The sequence below is a fragment of the Streptomyces sp. NPDC111628 genome (genome assembly GCF_055635195.1).
Genome location: NZ_JBVKBZ010000005.1, coordinates 538,295 through 554,415 on the forward strand (window position 1 = coordinate 538,295; position 16,121 = coordinate 554,415).

Below are 16,121 nucleotides of genomic sequence, written 5' to 3' on the forward strand. Positions count from 1 at the left end.
TAACCCTCAAGGGTGCGCTCTTGAACGGGCGTGCGAGAAACACTCGTTGACAAACAGGCTGCGCAGTCTGTTACTGTCCTTGCGCCAGCAGGACCCGCAGTGAATGCGCCATCCGAAACCTCAACGTCAAGACGCGTGAGCGGATCGCTCACCTGCACAACGAGCCGTCGCGCCCTGTCCCATGCGGCTCTTCGCGCCATCCGCGCCATCGTTGAACCTCTTTGCGTGAACGCCCGGTCACCGGCCGAACGGTCGGCTCCGTGCGGCTCGTTCCCGGCCGGCCGCGACCGTCGTGGCCACTGAAATCACATCTGCGCACGCCAGGCACGACGGCCCGGCGGACGCGCGTCCACCACTCGACCCGGAAGGGGTCATCAGCCATGCCTTCGATCACCGTGGGAAGCTCTCGTATCGCGTACCGAGTCGCCGGATCGGGGCCGGCCCTCATGCTGGTCCACGGCGTCGGGAAGGGCGGCGAAGCCGCTTTCGGCCACCTGGTCGACCAGTTCGCGCAGCGCAACACCGTCATCCTGCCCGACCTGTCCGGCAGCGAGGCGGCCCAGGACGACGGCAGCGACCTCACCATGGAGCAGCTGGCGGACGAGGCCGCCGCCGTGATCGAACACGCCGGCCTCGGCCCCGTCGACCTGGTGGGATTCTCGCTCGGCGGCGCGGTCGTCGCGGCCACCGCGGCCCTGCACCCCGACAAGGTCCGGCGTCTGGTTCCGGTGGGCGGTCTGGTGCGGGCGGATCGCTACATGGAAAACCTCATCGGCCTGACGCTCAGTCAGAAGCACGACGCGGTCGCCTTCGGCCGGGTGCTGACGACCACCGCGTTCAGCCCCCGGTACATCAACTCCCTGGACAGCCTGGCCCAGGTCGACGAGATGGGTGCGCACCTCAGTCCGTCGAGCGGCCGCATCCGGCAGCTGGAGCTCCTGGTGCGCACGGACATCAGCGACCTCGTGGGCAAGGTCCAGGCGGAGACCCTGGTCATCGGCTGCAACCCGGACGCGGCCGTGCCCGCCCACCACTCCATGGACCTGCACACCGGGATCCAGGGCTCCACGTACCACGAGTTCGACAGCGGACACATGGTCCTCGTGGAGCAGCCCGACGCCTTCGTCCGGGTGGTCAACGACTTCATCCACAAGGCCTGACCGCAGCGACACACGAGAGTTCAGGAGGAGAAGTGGCCAAGATACTGCTCGCCGTCAGCAGCCACGACGTTCTGGGAGACACCGGAAACCGCACGGGCTACAGCGTTTCCGAAGCGGCCCACCCGTACAACGTCTTCGTGTCCGCGGGCCACGAGGTGGACTTCGTCGCCGTACGCGGAGGTGAGCCGCCGGCCGTCGTGTTCGACGGGGAGGAGAACGACCCGGAGGTCGTGGGCTTCCTCGCCGACGAGACGGCGCAGGCGAAGCTCAGGGCGACCCGGCCCGCCTCCCAGGTGCGCTCGGACGGGTACCGGGCGATCTTCTATGTGGGTGGCCACGGTGCGATGTGGGACTTCCCCCTCTCGCCGGACCTGGCCAGGCTCGCGGTCGAGATCTACGAGCGGGGCGGCGTGGTCTCCGCGGTGTGCCACGGCCCGGCCGCGCTGACCGAGCTGCGCCTGTCGGACGGCACCCGCCTTGTCGAGGGCAAGCGCGTGACCTCCTTCAGCAACGAGGAGGAACAGTCCCTGGGCCTGGTGGACGTCATGCCGTTCCTCCTGGAGGACCGCCTCAAGGAGCGCGGTGCCCGCCACAGCAAGGCACCGAACTACGAGGCCCACACCGAGAGCGACAACCGTGTCATGACCGGGCAGAATCCCGCTTCCGCCGCCCCGCTGGCCGAACTCGTCGTGGCCGAACTGAAGAACGCGGCAGTCGACCCCGTCGGCTGATCGTCCGCGGCCCGCCCCCATCCGGTTTCGGGACTGCGGGATCCGAACTGGTCACCAACGGCTGTCGGAACGACCGCCGGGAAACGGAGAGCATCATGCAGAACCTGATCCAGGTCGCGGGAATCATCGACCTGGCCGAGGCCCAGATGATCGTCGACGAAGGGGCGGACTGGCTGGGGTTCGCACTGCGGCTGCCCGCCAAGAACGAAGACCTTTCCGAAGCGGACGCCGCCGCCATCGTCAAGGCCGTCCAGCCGCGCAACAAGGGCGTCATCATCACCTACCTGACCGACGCCGACGAGATCAAGGCCTTCTGCGCGGAGCTGGGGGTCGGTGCCATCCAGTTGCACGGCGACGTGGCTCCCGCCGAACTGCGCAGGCTGCGCTCCATCGCCCCGGACCTCTACCTCCTGAAGAGCCTGGTGGTGAAGGCGGACAACATCGACGAGCTGACCAAGCTCGTCGCGGACTCCGCCGACCACGTCGACATGTTCATCACCGACAGCTTCAATCCCGCCACCGGGGCCAAGGGTGCGACGGGCCTGGTGCACGACTGGGACGTCAGCGCCGAGCTGGTACGCGTCTCGCCCCGGCCGCTGATGCTGGCCGGGGGCCTGAACCCGGGCAACGTCGCCGCCGCCATCGAGGCGGTCCGCCCCGCCGCGGTGGACGCCCACACCGGCCTCGAGGACTCCTTGGGCCGGAAGGACCGGCTGAAGGTGCGCACGTTCGTCGCGGAGGCGCGCAAGGCGTTCGACCGGATCGCCGCCGAGGCCGAGCGGAGGTGAGCGGGATGGCGGTCACGCACGTACAAGTGCCTCAGGACGCGGTGCACCTCCTGCCCCAGACCAAACACCTCCGGGCGATACACACGATCCTACGCGACCGGCACGCGAAGCGGAAGGACTTCGTCCCCAACTCCGCCCACGTCATGCGCCAGTTGATCGAAGCCGGCCTGGAGCTGTTCCCCTTCGAACCGCTCGACGTGCAGACCCCGGTGGGCAGGACCTACCACGGTCTGCGGCTGGCCACGGAGATCTGCGGTGTCTCCGTCGTCCGTGCGGGAGACAGCATGGAGGCGGAGCTGCGCACGATGATGCCGGAGGTCCGGCTCGGCAAGATCCTCATACAGCGCGACCGGACGACGAAGCTGCCGCGTCTGTACTACTCGGCGCTGCCCGCCGACATCGCACAGCGCCACGTACTGCTGCTCGACCCGATGCTCGCCACCGGTGGCACCGCGCTGGCGGCGATCGACGTCCTGTGCGAGCGGGGCGTACCCGAAGAACACATCGTGTTCGTCAACCTGCTGTCCTCGCCCGAGGGGATCAGGACCGTGCACGAACGTCGGCCGCAGGTGCGGATGGTGACGTCGTCCATCGAGGAACGGCTGGACGAGAACGCCTACATGCAACCCGGCATCGGCGACTTCGGCGACCGGTACTTCGGGACGGACCTGGCCGTGTGAGCGGGCGCCCGGCGGCGCCGCACACTCCGGCGCGGCCGGGCGCGGCGCCCCCGCACGGCCGTCGGTACCCCATCACCCAGCACCGCAGGAAGGGCACCACCATGTCGATGACAGGCGCCGAGGGCGTGACGAGAACAGCCGTCGTCTACTACTCCGGAACCGGCAACGTCCACAAGCTCGCCGCGGCCGCGGCCCAGGCCGCAGAGAAGGCCGGCGCGGAGACGCGGCTGCGCCGCGTGCCCGAGTACGTCAACGAGTCCCTGGCACCCGAGTTCACCGAATGGACACAGGCCTGGGAGGAGAACGCCGGGGCGATCGGCCAGGTGCCGGCCGCCACCGTCGACGACCTGGGCTGGGCGGACGCGATCCTGCTCGGCGGCCCCGGACGCTTCGGTCTCGTCGCCGCTCCGCTCAAGCACTTCGTCGAGCAGGCCTGGCCGCTGAACGCGCGCGGCGCGCTGGCCGGCAAGGTCATGTCGTCCTTCACGTCGACCGGTGCCCCGCACGGCGGCCAGGAGAGCACGATCCTCTCGCTGAACAACGTCTTCTACCACTGGGGCGGCGTGATCGTGCCGCCGGGCATCACCGACGAGATCCTGACGGCACCGAGCAACGGCAACCCCTACGGGGTCAGTTCGGTGTCGGGCCGGCAGGCGATCCCCGGACGGCTCGCCGAGCAGGTCACCGAGGACAACCTCGCCGCCATCGCCTACCAGGCCAGGCGGGTCGTCGAGATCGCCACCGCGCTGCGCCTGGGTCGGTCGCTCGCCCCGCGGGGGTGACCCCGGCAGCGCCGATTCCGGGCAACGGTCCGAACGCGATTCAACCAATGGGGGAACGAATGATGCAGCACAACAGCATGGGACGGGGGTCGGCCGAAGAGGCCGGTCTCCCGGAGCTGCTCCGCACGGAGGCCGAACGGCGGCCGGAGGACACAGCCGTCGTGTGCGGCGACGAACACCTGACCTACCGTCAGCTGTGGGACGCTGCCGCCCGGCTGGCGGGGTGCCTGCGCGGCCTCGGAGTGGGCGCCGACGACCGCGTCGGCCTGTTCGTGGAGCCTTCACCGGACCTGTTGACCGGAACCTGGGGCATTCTCCTCGCGGGCGGCGCCTACCTGCCGCTGTCGCCGGAGTACCCCGAAGAGCGACTGCGCTACATGGTCGAGGACTCCGGCACCCGGGTCGTCGTCACCCAGGCGGCACTGGTCGACCGGCTGGGCGCGCTGGTGCCCGAGGGCACGACGGTCGTCCCGCTGGAGGAGACCGCCCGCTTCGCCGCGGCCGTGGCCCGCCCGGCCCCGGAGCACCTGGCCTACGTCATCTACACCTCCGGCAGCACCGGCCGGCCCAAGGGTGTGATGATCGAGCACGGCAGCGTGGCCGGCCAACTGCGCTGGTTCGCCTCGGCCTTCGGACTGGGCCCGGACCGGACCGTCCTGCAGAAGACGCCCATGAGTTTCGACGCGGCGCAGTGGGAGATCCTCGCGGTGGCCTTCGGCGCCCGGGTCGTGATGGGCGGCCCCGGCATCCACCGCGACCCCGAGTGGCTGATCCGCACCATCAAGGCGCACGGGGTCACCACGCTGCAGTGCGTTCCCACGCTGCTGCAGGCGCTGCTGGACACCGGTGACCTGAGCGGCTGCACCTCGCTCACCCAGATCTTCACCGGCGGTGAGGCGCTGTCCAGGTCGCTCGCCCTGGAGTGCCTCGACGCCCTGCCGGGCCGGGACCTGGTCAACCTGTACGGCCCGACCGAGTGCACGATCAACTCGTCGGCGTTCGCCGTGGACCGGGACACCGTCGCCGACGGACCCAACTCGGTCTCCATCGGTGCCCCCGTCGACCGCACCACCTATCACATCCTGAACGCCGACGGCTCTGAGACGGTCGCCGGCGAGGTGGGCGAGCTGTACATCGGCGGCGTCCAGTTGGCCCGCGGCTATCTGCACCGGCCCGAGCTGACGGAGCAGCGGTTCGTCGCCAATCCCTTCGGCGAGGGACGGCTGTTCCGGACCGGAGACCTCGCCCATTGGAACAGCGACGGCACCGTCCAGTTCATCGGCCGGGCCGACAACCAGATCAAGCTGCGCGGCTTCCGCGTCGAGCTGGACGAGATCAGGCTGGCGGCCGAGACCCACCACTGGGTCAAGCACGCCGCGGTGATCGTGAAGGAGGATCCCCGCACCGGGTTCCAGAACCTGATCGCCTGCGTGGAGCTGAACCCGCGGGAGGCGGCCCTGATGGATCAGGGCAACCACGGTGCGCATCACCAGTCCAAGGCGAGCAAGCTCCAGGTCAAGGCACAGCTGTCCAACCCCGGCGTCCGCAGTGCGGCGGAGCTCGAAGGCAGGCGCGGATTCGACCTGCCGGGCGGGACGGCCACCCCGGCCCAGCGGCGGCAGGCGTTCGCCCGCAAGACCTACCGCTTCTACGAGGGCGGCGGGGTGACCCGGGCCGACCTCCTCCGGCTGCTCGGACGCCGGCCCACCGGAGCGGACCCGCAGAGTGTCGAAGGGCTCGGCCTCGCCGGTCTCGGCGAACTCCTGCGGTACTTCGGCCAGTACACGAGCGAGGAGCGGCTGCTGCCGAAGTACGGCTACGCGTCCCCCGGTTCGCTGTACGCCACCCAGCTGTACGTGGAGACCGCGGCCGTGGCCGGTCTGCCCGCCGGGATCTACTACTACCACCCCGTCGAGCACCGGCTGGTGCTGATCACCCGGACGGCGGACGGCACCGGTGCGGGGGTGAAGCTGCACTTCCTCGGCAGGAAGCGCGCCATCGAGCCGGTGTACAAGAACAACATCCAGGAAGTGCTGGAGATCGAGACCGGCCACATGGTCGGCCTGCTCGAAGAGGTCCTGCCGTCCTACGGACTCGACGTGAGAGCCCTGGACTTCGCGCCGCACACGAAGGAACTGCTGGACGTCGAGGAGGAGGACTACTACCTCGGCACGTTCGCCGTCGTACCGTACGCCGGCCCGAGGACCGAGGATGCGGTCGACCTGTACGTACAGGCGCACCCCGGGAAGGTCGCGGATCTGCCGGCCGGCCAGTACGCCTACGCGGACGGCCGGCTGGAGCCGGTCTCGTCCGACGTGATCATGCGGCGGGAGGTCATCGCCATCAACCAGGCGGTGTACGACCGGGCGAGTATCGGCATCTCGGTGGTCAGCCGGAGCGGCGTCCCCGACTGGCGCCGGTACATCGACCTCGGGCGCACCCTGCAACGCCTGTCGATGAACGACCTGAACCTCGGCTTCATGTCGTCCGGCTACAGCTCCAGGACCGGCCACGCCCTGCCGTCGTCCAGAAGGATCGACGGCATCCTGCGGACCCTCGGCCGGGACGCGGGGCCCTCGTACTTCTTCGTCGGCGGGCGGGTGAGCGACGAACAGCGCCTGCACGAGGGGATGAAGGAGGACAGCGTCCACATGCGCGGTCCGGCGGAGATGATCCGGGACGACCTGGTCAACCTCCTTCCGGACTACATGGTCCCGAACAAGGTCGTGGTGCTGGACAGGCTGCCGGTCACCGCCAACGGCAAGATCGACCTCAAGGCGCTCGCCGTGTCCGGGCAGACGGACGTGGGCATGGACGACGGCCGGCCCTTCGTCGCGCCGCGCACCACCGCCGAACGCCGGATCGCCGAGTTGTGGCGGAAGGCGATGAAGCGGGAGGCGGTCTCGGTGCACGAGGACTTCTTCTCCTCCGGCGGGAACTCGCTGATCGCGGTCGGACTGATCAACAGGATCAACCGTGAGTTCGGCACGTCGCTGCCCCTCCAGGTGCTCTTCGAGTCCCCGACGGTCGAGGAGCTGGCCCGGCGGGTGAACGCGGGGGACGAGCGGCACTCCTCCCGGCTCGTCCCGCTGCAGCCCCTGGGCGCGGGAAGACCGGTCTACTGCTGGCCCGGGCTGGGCGGGTACCCGATGAACCTGCGGCTGCTGGCCGAAAGGACGGGCACGGACCGGCCGTTCTACGGGGTGCAGGCCCACGGAATCAACGCCGGCGAGGTCCCGTACCCCACGATCAGGGAGATGGCCGCCGTCGACGTCGAGGCCATCACCCGTCTGCAGCCGGAGGGACCGTACACGCTGTGGGGCTACTCCTTCGGGGCCCGGGTGGCCTTCGAGGCCGCCTGCCAGCTGGAACAGGCGGGTGAGACGGTCCAGCACCTGGTCCTGATCGCGCCCGGCTCGCCCGAGGTCGGTTCGGCGTCCGGCGGGGACCGGGAAGGCTCGTACACCGACGAGGCGTACGTGACCATCCTCTTCTCGGTCTTCGCCGGCACGATCGACAGCCCCCTGCTCAAGGAGTGCCTCGCGGTCGCCGACGACGACGAGAGCTTCACCGACTTCATCACCACGAACTTCCCGTGGCTCGACACCGAACTGGTGCTGCGGATCATCCAGGTGGTGCGGACGACGTACGAGTTCACGTACACGTTCCGCGAGCTGGCCGGCCGGAAGATCGGCGCGCCCGTGACGATCGTCAAGGCGTGGGGCGACGACTACTCGTTCCTGGACGGCAGCAGCGGCTACTCGGCCGCTCCGCCGACCGTGATCGAGCTGAGTGCCGACCACTACTCCATCCTCAAGGACCCCGGTATCGACGCGCTCGTGTCCGCCGTCGGAGGGCTCCCGGACCGTCAGGGGGTGACCGTCATGCCGCACGTCAACATCAAGTACTTCCCCGTTCCCCTCAGCGACGAGCAGCAGGGCCGACTGGTCTCGGCCGTGACCGAAGCGGTGACCACGGCCTTCGGCTGCGACGAGGACCTGGTCTCGATCGCGTTCGAGCCGATCGCCAAGGAGCTGTGGAACGAACGGGTGTACATACCCGAGATAGTCAACGGCCGACGCATGCTCGGCAAGGTACCGAACTACGTTCCGGACGCGGGCTGAGAGGACGACGATGAGTTCCCCTGCGCACGAGCAGATACCCCTCGACTTCGGAGCCGAGGTGCGAGACGCCCTGCACGAGGGGCGGCCCGTGGTGGCGCTGGAGTCCAACGTGATCACGCACGGCCTGCCCTATCCGGACAACGCCGCGACCGCCCGGAAGGTCGAGGCGGCGGTACGGTCCGGCGGTGCCGTCCCGGCGACGATCGCCGTGGAGGGCGGCAGGATCGTGGTCGGCATGAGCGACGCCGACATCGACCGGTTCGCCTCCACGCCCGGCATCCCCAAGGTCAGCAGCAGGGACCTGCCGGTCGTCCTGGCACAGGGCGGGATGGGCGCGCTGACCGTCGCCTCCTCCGTCGTGGCCGCCGAACTCGCGGGCATCCCGTTCTTCTCCTCGGCGGGGATCGGCGGGGTGCACCGGGGCGCGGAACGGACGATGGACGTGTCGTCCGACCTGATCCAGTTCACCCGCTCCAAGGTCGCGGTGGTGTGCGCCGGGGCGAAGAAGATCCTCGACCTCGGGCTGACCCTGGAGTACCTGGAGACCCAGTGCGTGCCGGTCGTCTCCTACCGTTCCGACGACTTCCCCGCCTTCTACTGCGTGTCCAGCGGCTTCCGCAGCCCCCTGCGGCTGGACGACGACGAGGTGATCGCCCGGTCGATCGAGAACCACTGGGCGCTGGGGAACCACAGCGGCTTCCTGGTCACCACGCCGGTCCGGCCGCAGGACGCGATCGACGGCGACGAGGTCGACGCGGCCCTCGCCGAGGCCCTGCGCGCCGCCGAGCGGGACGGGATCCGGGGCCAGGCGATCACGAAGTACCTGATGCGCGCCGTGGACCGGGCTACGGAGGGCCGCTCGTCCAAGGCCAACATGGCGGTGCTCGTCAGCACGGCCGAGGTCGGCGGCCGGCTGGCTGCGGCGCACGCCGCGTACCGGAAGGGCGTGCACGGCTGATGAAGACGACAAACATGATGCTGTTCGCCGGGCGCAGCCACCCCGAGCTGGCCGAGGAGGTGGCCAAGCACGTGGACGTGCCGCTGACCCCGCAGTCGGCCTACGACTTCGCCAACGGCGAGATCTTCGTCAGGTTCGAGGAATCGGTGCGCGGCAGCGACGCGTTCGTCCTCCAGAGCCATGCCGTGCCCATCAACAAGTGGGTCATGGAGCAGCTGATCACGGTGGACGCGCTGAAGCGGGCCAGCGCCGGGCGGATCACGGCCATCATGCCGTTCTACGGCTACTCCCGGCAGGACAAGAAGCACCGGGGTCGTGAGCCGATCTCCGCCCGGCTCGTGGCCGACCTGTTCAGGACCGCGGGCGCGGACCGGATCATGACCGTCGATCTGCACACCGCCCAGATCCAGGGATTCTTCGACGGCCCGGTCGACCATCTGCTCGCCCAGAACCTGTTGGCCGCCCACGTCGGCGAGCGGTACGGCGACGCCGCCGTCACGGTGGTCTCACCGGATTCCGGGCGGACCCGGCTGGCCGAGAAGTGGGCCGATCAACTGGGCGGCCGGCCGATCGCGTTCGTCCACAAGACGCGTGATCCCGACCGGCCCAACCAGACCGTGGCGAAGCGGGTCGTCGGAGATGTGCGGGGCCGGCTGTGCGTACTGGTCGACGACATGATCGACACGGGTGGAACGATCGCCAACGCCACCCGGGTGCTGCTCGCCGAGGGCGCCACCGACGTCGTCATCGCGGCCACCCACGGCATCCTCTCCGATCCGGCCGTCGAGCGGTTGTCGGACTGCGGGGCGCGCGAGGTGGTCGTGACCAACACGCTGCCGATCGGGGAGGACCGCCGTTTCCCCCGCCTCACCGTGCTGTCCATCGCTCCGCTGTTGGCCAGAGCGATCCGTGAGGTCTGCGCGGACGGTTCGGTGACGAGCCTCTTCGACGGTCATTCCTGACGTCCGGGCCGGCCGTGACCGCGGAGGTCGGCCCCTCCCTCCAACGGTATCCACACCCACCCGAAAGGTTGTCGAACCATGGCTTCGAAGCAGCAGAACGGCACCGGGACCGTCGACGGCTACCAGCCGCTGATCCCTCAGGAGCACGTCGAGCAGGTTCTGGGACTGCGCGAGATTCTTTCCGGCGGGGACGCCGCGGACGCGGGTGCCACGACGGTGCCCTTCCTCGGGCTGACCCTGACGGTTCCCGCCCAGGTCATGACCCCGTGCGACGTCTCCCCGATACTCGGCGGAGCGATCTTCTCCGAGGTCAACAAGGGCGACCGGGTCCTGGACATGGGCGCGGGAAGCGGATCCCTCGGACTGATCGCCGCCGGGAAGGCCTCCGAGGTGCTGTCCGTCGACATCAACCCCCACGCCGTGGAGGCCGTCCGTGCCAACGCCGCCGCCAACGGGGTGGGCGACCGGGTCCGGGCCCGGATGAGCGACGTCTTCAGCGAGGTCGACGGCACGTTCGATCTGATCATCTTCAATCCGCCGTTCCAGTGGTTCGCCGCCCGCGACGTGGCCGACTCGGCCACCACGGACGAGGCCTACGGCGCGCTGACGAGGTTCTTCCGCGAGGCCGGGAAGTATCTCGCCGACAACGGACGCATGATGGTCTTCTTCAGCACGATGGGCGACGTCGGGTACCTCCAGAAGCTCATCGACGACAGCGGATTCCGGCACGACGTCGTGTTCCGGACCACCCGGCCCGTCGCCGACGTGCCGGTGGAGTTCACCTGCCACCGCCTGTCCTGAACACCCACTGAGCAGTACTGAGGCCTCTTCGCCCCGCCCGGCGACCGGCGGAGAGGCCTCCCCCGGCGGCCCGTCCGCCGACGATCAGCCAGCAGCCGCTGCAACCCCAGGGAGCGTTGTGTCCCGTCGCCTGTTCACCTCGGAGTCCGTGACCGAAGGTCACCCCGACAAGATCGCTGACCAGATCAGCGACACGATTCTCGACGCGCTCCTGCGCGCGGACCCGACCTCCCGGGTCGCCGTCGAAACCCTGATCACCACCGGTCTGGTGCATGTGGCCGGCGAGGTCACCACCAAGGCCTACGCGGACATCGCCAGCCTGGTCCGCGGCAAGATCCTGGAGATCGGCTACGACTCCTCCAAGAAGGGCTTCGACGGCGCCTCCTGCGGCGTCTCGGTCTCCATCGGCGCGCAGTCCCCGGACATCGCGCAGGGTGTCGACACGGCGTACGAGAGCCGGGTCGGGGGTGCCGCCGCAGGCGACGACACCGACGAGCTGGACCGGCAGGGTGCGGGCGACCAGGGGCTGATGTTCGGCTACGCGTCGGACGAGACGCCGACGCTGATGCCGCTGCCGGTGTTCCTGGCGCACCGCCTGTCCAGGCGTCTGTCGGAGGTCCGCAAGAACGGCACGATCCCGTACCTGCGTCCGGACGGCAAGACCCAGGTCACCATCGAGTACGACGGTGACAAGGCGGTCCGTCTGGACACGGTCGTCGTCTCCTCCCAGCACGCGAGTGACATCGATCTGGAGTCGCTGCTGGCTCCGGACATCAAGGAGTTCGTCGTCGAGCCGGAGCTGAAGGCGCTCCTGGAGGACGGCATCAAGATCGACACGGAGAACTACCGTCTCCTGGTCAACCCGACCGGCCGCTTCGAGATCGGCGGTCCGATGGGTGACGCCGGCCTGACCGGCCGCAAGATCATCATCGACACGTACGGCGGCATGGCCCGGCACGGCGGTGGCGCCTTCTCCGGCAAGGACCCGTCGAAGGTGGACCGCTCCGCGGCGTACGCGATGCGCTGGGTCGCCAAGAACGTCGTGGCCGCGGGGCTCGCCGCGCGCTGCGAGGTCCAGGTCGCCTACGCCATCGGCAAGGCCGAGCCGGTGGGGCTGTTCGTGGAGACCTTCGGTACCGCCAAGGTCGACACCGAGAAGATCGAGAAGGCGATCGACGAGGTCTTCGACCTGCGCCCGGCCGCCATCATCCGCGATCTCGACCTGCTGCGCCCGATCTACGCCCAGACCGCGGCGTACGGTCACTTCGGCCGTGAGCTGCCCGACTTCACGTGGGAGCGCACCGACCGCGTGGACGCGCTGCGCGAGGCCGCGGGCCCGTTCTGAGGCTGCCCGTCGCCCGCCGTCCCCGCCACCCTTCAGGAGGTACCCCCGTGCGTATCGCCGTGTCCGGCTCCATCGCGGTCGACCATCTCATGGTCTATCCCGGCCGGTTCAGAGAACAGCTGATCAGCGAGATGGTCGACCACGTGTCCCTGTCCTTCCTCGCCGACCGTCTCGACATCCGTGAGGGAGGTGTGGCCGCGAACATCTCCTTCGGAATGGGCCGGCTGGGTCTGCGACCGGTGCTCGTGGGCGCGGCCGGTGCCGACTTCGCCGGGTACGGGGACCGGTTGCGAGAGGCCGGCGTGGACGTCGGGTCGGTCCGGGTCAGCGAAACGCTGCACACGGCACGCTTCGTGTGCACCACGGACGCCGACCAGAACCAGATCGCGACCTTCTACGCCGGAGCCATGGCCGAGGCAGCCCGGATCGACCTCGCGGAGGTGCACCTGCGCACCGGCGGACTCGACATGATCGTGGTGGGTGCGGACGATCCGGGTGCGATGGTGCGGCACACGGCCACCGCGCACGCCCTGGGTGTCCCGGTCGCGGCCGACCCCTCCCAGCAGCTCGCCCGTCTCGACACCCGGCAGACCCGAGACCTGGTGGACGGAGCCAGGCTGCTGTTCACCAACGAGTACGAGAGCGCCCTGTTGCGGGAGCGCACCGGGTGGAGCGAACAGGAGGTGCTCGACCGCGTGGGCACCTGGATCGTCACCAGGGGTGCCGAGGGCGCACTGATCATGACGGCCGACGGGCGGCGGACCGGGGTCCCGGCCGTGACGACGGATGCGGTGGTGGACCCGACGGGAGGGGGCGACGCCTTCCGGGCGGGCGTCCTCGCGGCCCTGGCCCGGGGGCTGCCGTTGGTCCGGGCCGTTCAGCTGGGCTGCGCCATGGCCACGCTGGTGCTCGAATGCGTCGGAACGCAGGAGTACAAGGTGCTTCCCGCGGAGCTGTTGGCCCGCGTCGGCCGGACCTACGGCTCCGACGCGGCGCAGACCCTGCGGGCCGGTCTCGGGACCGGCGTATGACCGGCGGCGTCCGGCTCGGCCGGCCGACCCTGCGGGAGGTCCTGGCCCGGGGCACCCCCTTGTTCTCCTTCGAGTTCTTCCCGCCCAGGACCCCGGCCGGCACCCGGGGTCTGTGGCGGGCGATCCGCCGGATCGAGTCGATGGGCCCGGACTTCGTGTCGGTGACCTACGGGGCGGGCGGCTCCTCCAGGGACCGCACCGTCGAACTGACCGAGCGGATCGCGACGGAGACGACCCTGCGTCCCGTCGCCCACCTCACCGCGGTCGGTCATTCGGTGCCGGAACTGCGGCACATCGTCGGCCGGTACGCCGACGCCGGTGTACGGGACGTCCTCGCCCTGCGGGGTGATCCGCCCGGCGGCCCCGCCTCCGCGTGGACACGGCATCCCCAGGGCGTCACGCACGCACACGAACTGGTCTCCCTCGTACGGGAGCTGGGGGACTTCGGCATCGGCGTCGCGGCGTTTCCCGAACGCCATCCGCGTTCGCCCGACTGGGACAGCGAGATCCGGCACTTCGTCGCCAAGTGCAGGGCGGGCGCGGACTACGCCATCACGCAGATGTTCTTCGACGTGGAGGACTATCTGCGGCTGCGCGACCGGGTGTCCCGAGCGGGCTGTGACATCCCGATCATTCCGGAGCTCGTGCCCGCCACCGACGCCCGACAGATCAGCCGCTTCGCCGAACTCAGCGGCGCCGCCTTCCCCGAGGACCTGGCGCACGGTCTGGAGGCCGCGCGGGGCGATCCGGCCCTCGGGCACCGCATCGGCGTCGAACACGCCACGGCCATGGCCGAGCGGCTGCTCGCCGAGGGCGCGCCGGGACTGCACTACATCACGCTCAACCGGTCGACGGCGACGCTCGACATCCACGCTCGGATCGTGGGGGAGGGCAACGCGCGGTACACCCGGGCGGGGCCCCGTTGACGGGCGGATGCCGAAGCCGAACGCGCCGGCGCTCAGGGCTTTTGGCCGGTGCGCTTCTGGCCGATGCCCGGGACGTCGATCAGGCGCAGGAACGCGGTCGCCGCGGGCGTGCGGCTGTCGGGGGTCCAGACGACGTACTCGACGCGGGCGGGCGCGTCGGTGACCTGGATCGTGGTCACGCCGCTGAGCTGGGGCACGTACGCGGCGGGCAGCATCGCCACGCCGAGTCCCTGACCGACCAGCCGGGCCAGGAAGTCCGCGTTGGTCACCTCGAACGCGACATCACGGGTGAGGCCGGCGGCGGAGAAGGCCAGGTCCGACTGGATCCGGCCCGCGGTCTTCGCCGGCAGGTCCACGAACTCCTCCGAGGAGAGCCGGCGCAGGTCGACCGGCCCCTCGTCGGCGAGGGGGTGATCGGGCGCGACGACGGCGACGAGCCGGTCGTGCCCGATCACATGGGACTTGACCCCCTCGGGCCGCACCGCGGGGGGCAGTCCGAGGAAGGCGACCTCCAGGCCCCCTTCTCTGACCTGTTCGACGAGTTCGTCACTGGCGCCCACCCGCAGGCTGATGCGCACCTTCGGGTACCGGCGGCGGAAGTCGCGCAGGGTGCCAGGGATGTCGACGGCGGCGACGGACGGAATCACCCCCACGGAGAGCTGCCCGCGGACCTCACCGATGGCGGCGGCGACCTCGACGACCGCGCGTTCGGCGGCGGCCAGGCACTGGCGGGCGGCCGGGAGAAACGCCTCACCGGCCGGCGTCAGCCGCACCCGGCGGGTGGTGCGCTCGAAGAGCTTGGTGCCCAGTTCCTGCTCCAGCCGGGCGATCTGGTGGCTGAGGGCGGACTGGACGACGAGGCAGCGCTCGGCGGCACGAGTGAAGCTCAGGGTCTCGGCGACCGCGAGTACGTAGCGCATCTGCTGGAGCTCCATGAGATTCATCTTGCCCCACGATAAACAAGATGACAAACATGTGTTGGACTCATTGATGATGGCGGGGCAGAATCGAAGAGTGCCCCGTCCGGGCTCGCGCGGAATGTTCCTCCGCGGGATCGAAGGTCCGTCACTCACGCAATTCCCCTGATCTGCTCCGACGGCATTTTTGTGTCGTGAGTGCGGGCTTTTTGTTGCGAAATACCAACCGGAAAGGACCGGCCCGTCATGACCAGCACGCCGTCCAGCCAGCAGGTGAAGACCGCTGTCGACATGTGGTTCGACCCCCGCTGCCCGTGGGCCTGGATCACGTCGAGGTGGCTGCTCGAAGTGGAACAGACGAGGCCCATCGAAACGAGGTTCCACGTGATGAGCCTCTCGGTCCTCAACGAGGGCCGGGAAGTGCCGGAGAAATACCGGCAGGGCCAGATCGACGGCTGGGGCTGCGTGCGCGTCTGCATCGCCGCCGAGGAGCGGTACGGCACCGAAGTGCTGCGGCCGCTCTACAACGCGATGGGGACCCGGATCCACCACGAGAAGGCCGGTCTGGGCCGGGACATGATGCTCGGGGCGCTCGCCGACGTCGGTCTGCCGGCGGAACTCGTCGAGGTGGCGGACACCTCGGATTACGACAAGGAGCTGCGGGTCAGCCACCACGCCGGCATGGACCCCGTCGGCTCCGAGGTCGGTACACCGGTCATTCACGTTCCCGGGGCCGACGGCGAGCTCATCGCGTTCTTCGGGCCCGTCATCACGCCCGCACCCCGGGGCGAGGCCGCCGGACGTCTCTGGGACGCCGTCCTCACCATGGCCGGAACCGACGGATTCTTCGAGCTCAAGCGCACGCGCGACCGTGATGCCGTTTTCAGCTAGCCGAGTGGTCCCGACCCGGGCAGAT

At 69.6% G+C, this 16,121-nt stretch carries 14 protein-coding genes; 13 read left to right on the forward strand and 1 reads right to left on the reverse strand.

Annotation, left to right across the window (positions count from 1 at the left end; translation table 11 throughout):
- Positions 1-380 precede the first annotated feature (380 nt).
- The 12 genes from ACZ7MF_RS28350 to metF all read left to right on the forward strand — a co-directional run bounded on the left by ACZ7MF_RS28350 (position 381) and on the right by metF (position 14,288).
- The gene (locus ACZ7MF_RS28350; protein WP_471480852.1) at positions 381-1,160 is read left to right on the forward strand and encodes an alpha/beta fold hydrolase; all 780 of its coding nucleotides are present in this window, start codon (positions 381-383) and stop codon (positions 1,158-1,160) included.
- A 32-nt stretch (positions 1,161-1,192) separates the two neighbouring features.
- Positions 1,193-1,891 carry a type 1 glutamine amidotransferase domain-containing protein gene (locus ACZ7MF_RS28355; RefSeq protein WP_471480853.1) on the forward strand — a complete coding sequence of 233 codons (699 nt, stop codon included), beginning with the start codon at positions 1,193-1,195 and terminating at the stop codon, positions 1,889-1,891.
- A 95-nt stretch (positions 1,892-1,986) separates the two neighbouring features.
- Positions 1,987-2,679 carry a phosphoribosylanthranilate isomerase gene (locus ACZ7MF_RS28360; RefSeq protein ID WP_471480855.1) on the forward strand — a complete coding sequence of 231 codons (693 nt, stop codon included), beginning with the start codon at positions 1,987-1,989 and terminating at the stop codon, positions 2,677-2,679.
- A 5-nt stretch (positions 2,680-2,684) separates the two neighbouring features.
- Positions 2,685-3,359, forward strand: coding sequence for a uracil phosphoribosyltransferase (gene upp, locus ACZ7MF_RS28365; RefSeq protein WP_471480857.1), 675 nt, complete (start codon positions 2,685-2,687; stop codon positions 3,357-3,359).
- Positions 3,360-3,460: 101 nt separating this feature from the next.
- Positions 3,461-4,141 carry an NAD(P)H-dependent oxidoreductase gene (locus tag ACZ7MF_RS28370; RefSeq protein WP_471480858.1) on the forward strand — a complete coding sequence of 227 codons (681 nt, stop codon included), beginning with the start codon at positions 3,461-3,463 and terminating at the stop codon, positions 4,139-4,141.
- Positions 4,142-4,203: 62 nt separating this feature from the next.
- Positions 4,204-8,265 carry an amino acid adenylation domain-containing protein gene (locus ACZ7MF_RS28375; protein WP_471481210.1) on the forward strand — a complete coding sequence of 1,354 codons (4,062 nt, stop codon included), beginning with the start codon at positions 4,204-4,206 and terminating at the stop codon, positions 8,263-8,265.
- Positions 8,266-8,275: 10 nt separating this feature from the next.
- The gene (locus ACZ7MF_RS28380; RefSeq protein WP_471480860.1) at positions 8,276-9,223 is read left to right on the forward strand and encodes a pseudouridine-5'-phosphate glycosidase; all 948 of its coding nucleotides are present in this window, start codon (positions 8,276-8,278) and stop codon (positions 9,221-9,223) included.
- Entirely contained in the window at positions 9,223-10,185 is a 963-nt protein-coding gene (locus ACZ7MF_RS28385; RefSeq protein ID WP_471480861.1) for a ribose-phosphate diphosphokinase, read from the forward strand. Before ACZ7MF_RS28380 ends, ACZ7MF_RS28385 begins: the two co-directional genes overlap by 1 nt.
- A gap of 78 nt (positions 10,186-10,263) precedes the next feature.
- Positions 10,264-10,986, forward strand: coding sequence for a methyltransferase (locus ACZ7MF_RS28390; RefSeq protein ID WP_471480863.1), 723 nt, complete (start codon positions 10,264-10,266; stop codon positions 10,984-10,986).
- Positions 10,987-11,104: 118 nt separating this feature from the next.
- A complete protein-coding gene (metK, locus tag ACZ7MF_RS28395) occupies positions 11,105-12,331 on the forward strand; it encodes a methionine adenosyltransferase (RefSeq protein WP_471480865.1) in 1,227 nt (408 codons plus the stop codon).
- Between the two features lie 47 nt (positions 12,332-12,378).
- Positions 12,379-13,362: a carbohydrate kinase family protein gene (locus ACZ7MF_RS28400; RefSeq protein WP_471480867.1), complete on the forward strand. Its 984-nt coding sequence runs from the start codon at positions 12,379-12,381 to the stop codon at positions 13,360-13,362.
- Positions 13,359-14,288, forward strand: coding sequence for a methylenetetrahydrofolate reductase [NAD(P)H] (gene metF / locus ACZ7MF_RS28405; RefSeq protein ID WP_471480869.1), 930 nt, complete (start codon positions 13,359-13,361; stop codon positions 14,286-14,288). The genes ACZ7MF_RS28400 and metF overlap by 4 nt, the downstream gene beginning before the upstream one ends.
- A gap of 32 nt (positions 14,289-14,320) precedes the next feature.
- Here the strand turns inward: metF and ACZ7MF_RS28410 are convergent, their stop codons facing one another.
- Positions 14,321-15,223 carry a LysR family transcriptional regulator gene (locus ACZ7MF_RS28410; RefSeq protein ID WP_471481212.1) on the reverse strand — a complete coding sequence of 301 codons (903 nt, stop codon included), beginning with the start codon at positions 15,221-15,223 and terminating at the stop codon, positions 14,321-14,323.
- Between the two features lie 228 nt (positions 15,224-15,451).
- Here ACZ7MF_RS28410 and ACZ7MF_RS28415 point away from each other — a divergent pair, with 228 nt between their 5' ends.
- A complete protein-coding gene (locus tag ACZ7MF_RS28415; RefSeq protein WP_471480871.1) occupies positions 15,452-16,096 on the forward strand; it encodes a mycothiol-dependent nitroreductase Rv2466c family protein in 645 nt (214 codons plus the stop codon).
- Positions 16,097-16,121: the final 25 nt, after the last annotated feature.

What these genes read in the sequence shown, in the direction of transcription:
- upp (WP_471480857.1), top strand. Translation starts at nt 2,685, where the DNA reads ATGGCGGTCACGCACGTACAAGTGCCTCAGGACGCGGTGCACCTCCTG.
- ACZ7MF_RS28390 (WP_471480863.1), top strand. Translation starts at nt 10,264, where the DNA reads ATGGCTTCGAAGCAGCAGAACGGCACCGGGACCGTCGACGGCTACCAG.
- ACZ7MF_RS28410 (WP_471481212.1), bottom strand. Translation starts at nt 15,223, where the DNA reads ATGGAGCTCCAGCAGATGCGCTACGTACTCGCGGTCGCCGAGACCCTG.
- ACZ7MF_RS28415 (WP_471480871.1), top strand. Translation starts at nt 15,452, where the DNA reads ATGACCAGCACGCCGTCCAGCCAGCAGGTGAAGACCGCTGTCGACATG.
- ACZ7MF_RS28380 (WP_471480860.1), top strand. Translation starts at nt 8,276, where the DNA reads ATGAGTTCCCCTGCGCACGAGCAGATACCCCTCGACTTCGGAGCCGAG.
- ACZ7MF_RS28370 (WP_471480858.1), top strand. Translation starts at nt 3,461, where the DNA reads ATGTCGATGACAGGCGCCGAGGGCGTGACGAGAACAGCCGTCGTCTAC.
- ACZ7MF_RS28350 (WP_471480852.1), top strand. Translation starts at nt 381, where the DNA reads ATGCCTTCGATCACCGTGGGAAGCTCTCGTATCGCGTACCGAGTCGCC.
- ACZ7MF_RS28385 (WP_471480861.1), top strand. Translation starts at nt 9,223, where the DNA reads ATGAAGACGACAAACATGATGCTGTTCGCCGGGCGCAGCCACCCCGAG.
- ACZ7MF_RS28375 (WP_471481210.1), top strand. Translation starts at nt 4,204, where the DNA reads ATGCAGCACAACAGCATGGGACGGGGGTCGGCCGAAGAGGCCGGTCTC.
- ACZ7MF_RS28360 (WP_471480855.1), top strand. Translation starts at nt 1,987, where the DNA reads ATGCAGAACCTGATCCAGGTCGCGGGAATCATCGACCTGGCCGAGGCC.
- metF (WP_471480869.1), top strand. Translation starts at nt 13,359, where the DNA reads ATGACCGGCGGCGTCCGGCTCGGCCGGCCGACCCTGCGGGAGGTCCTG.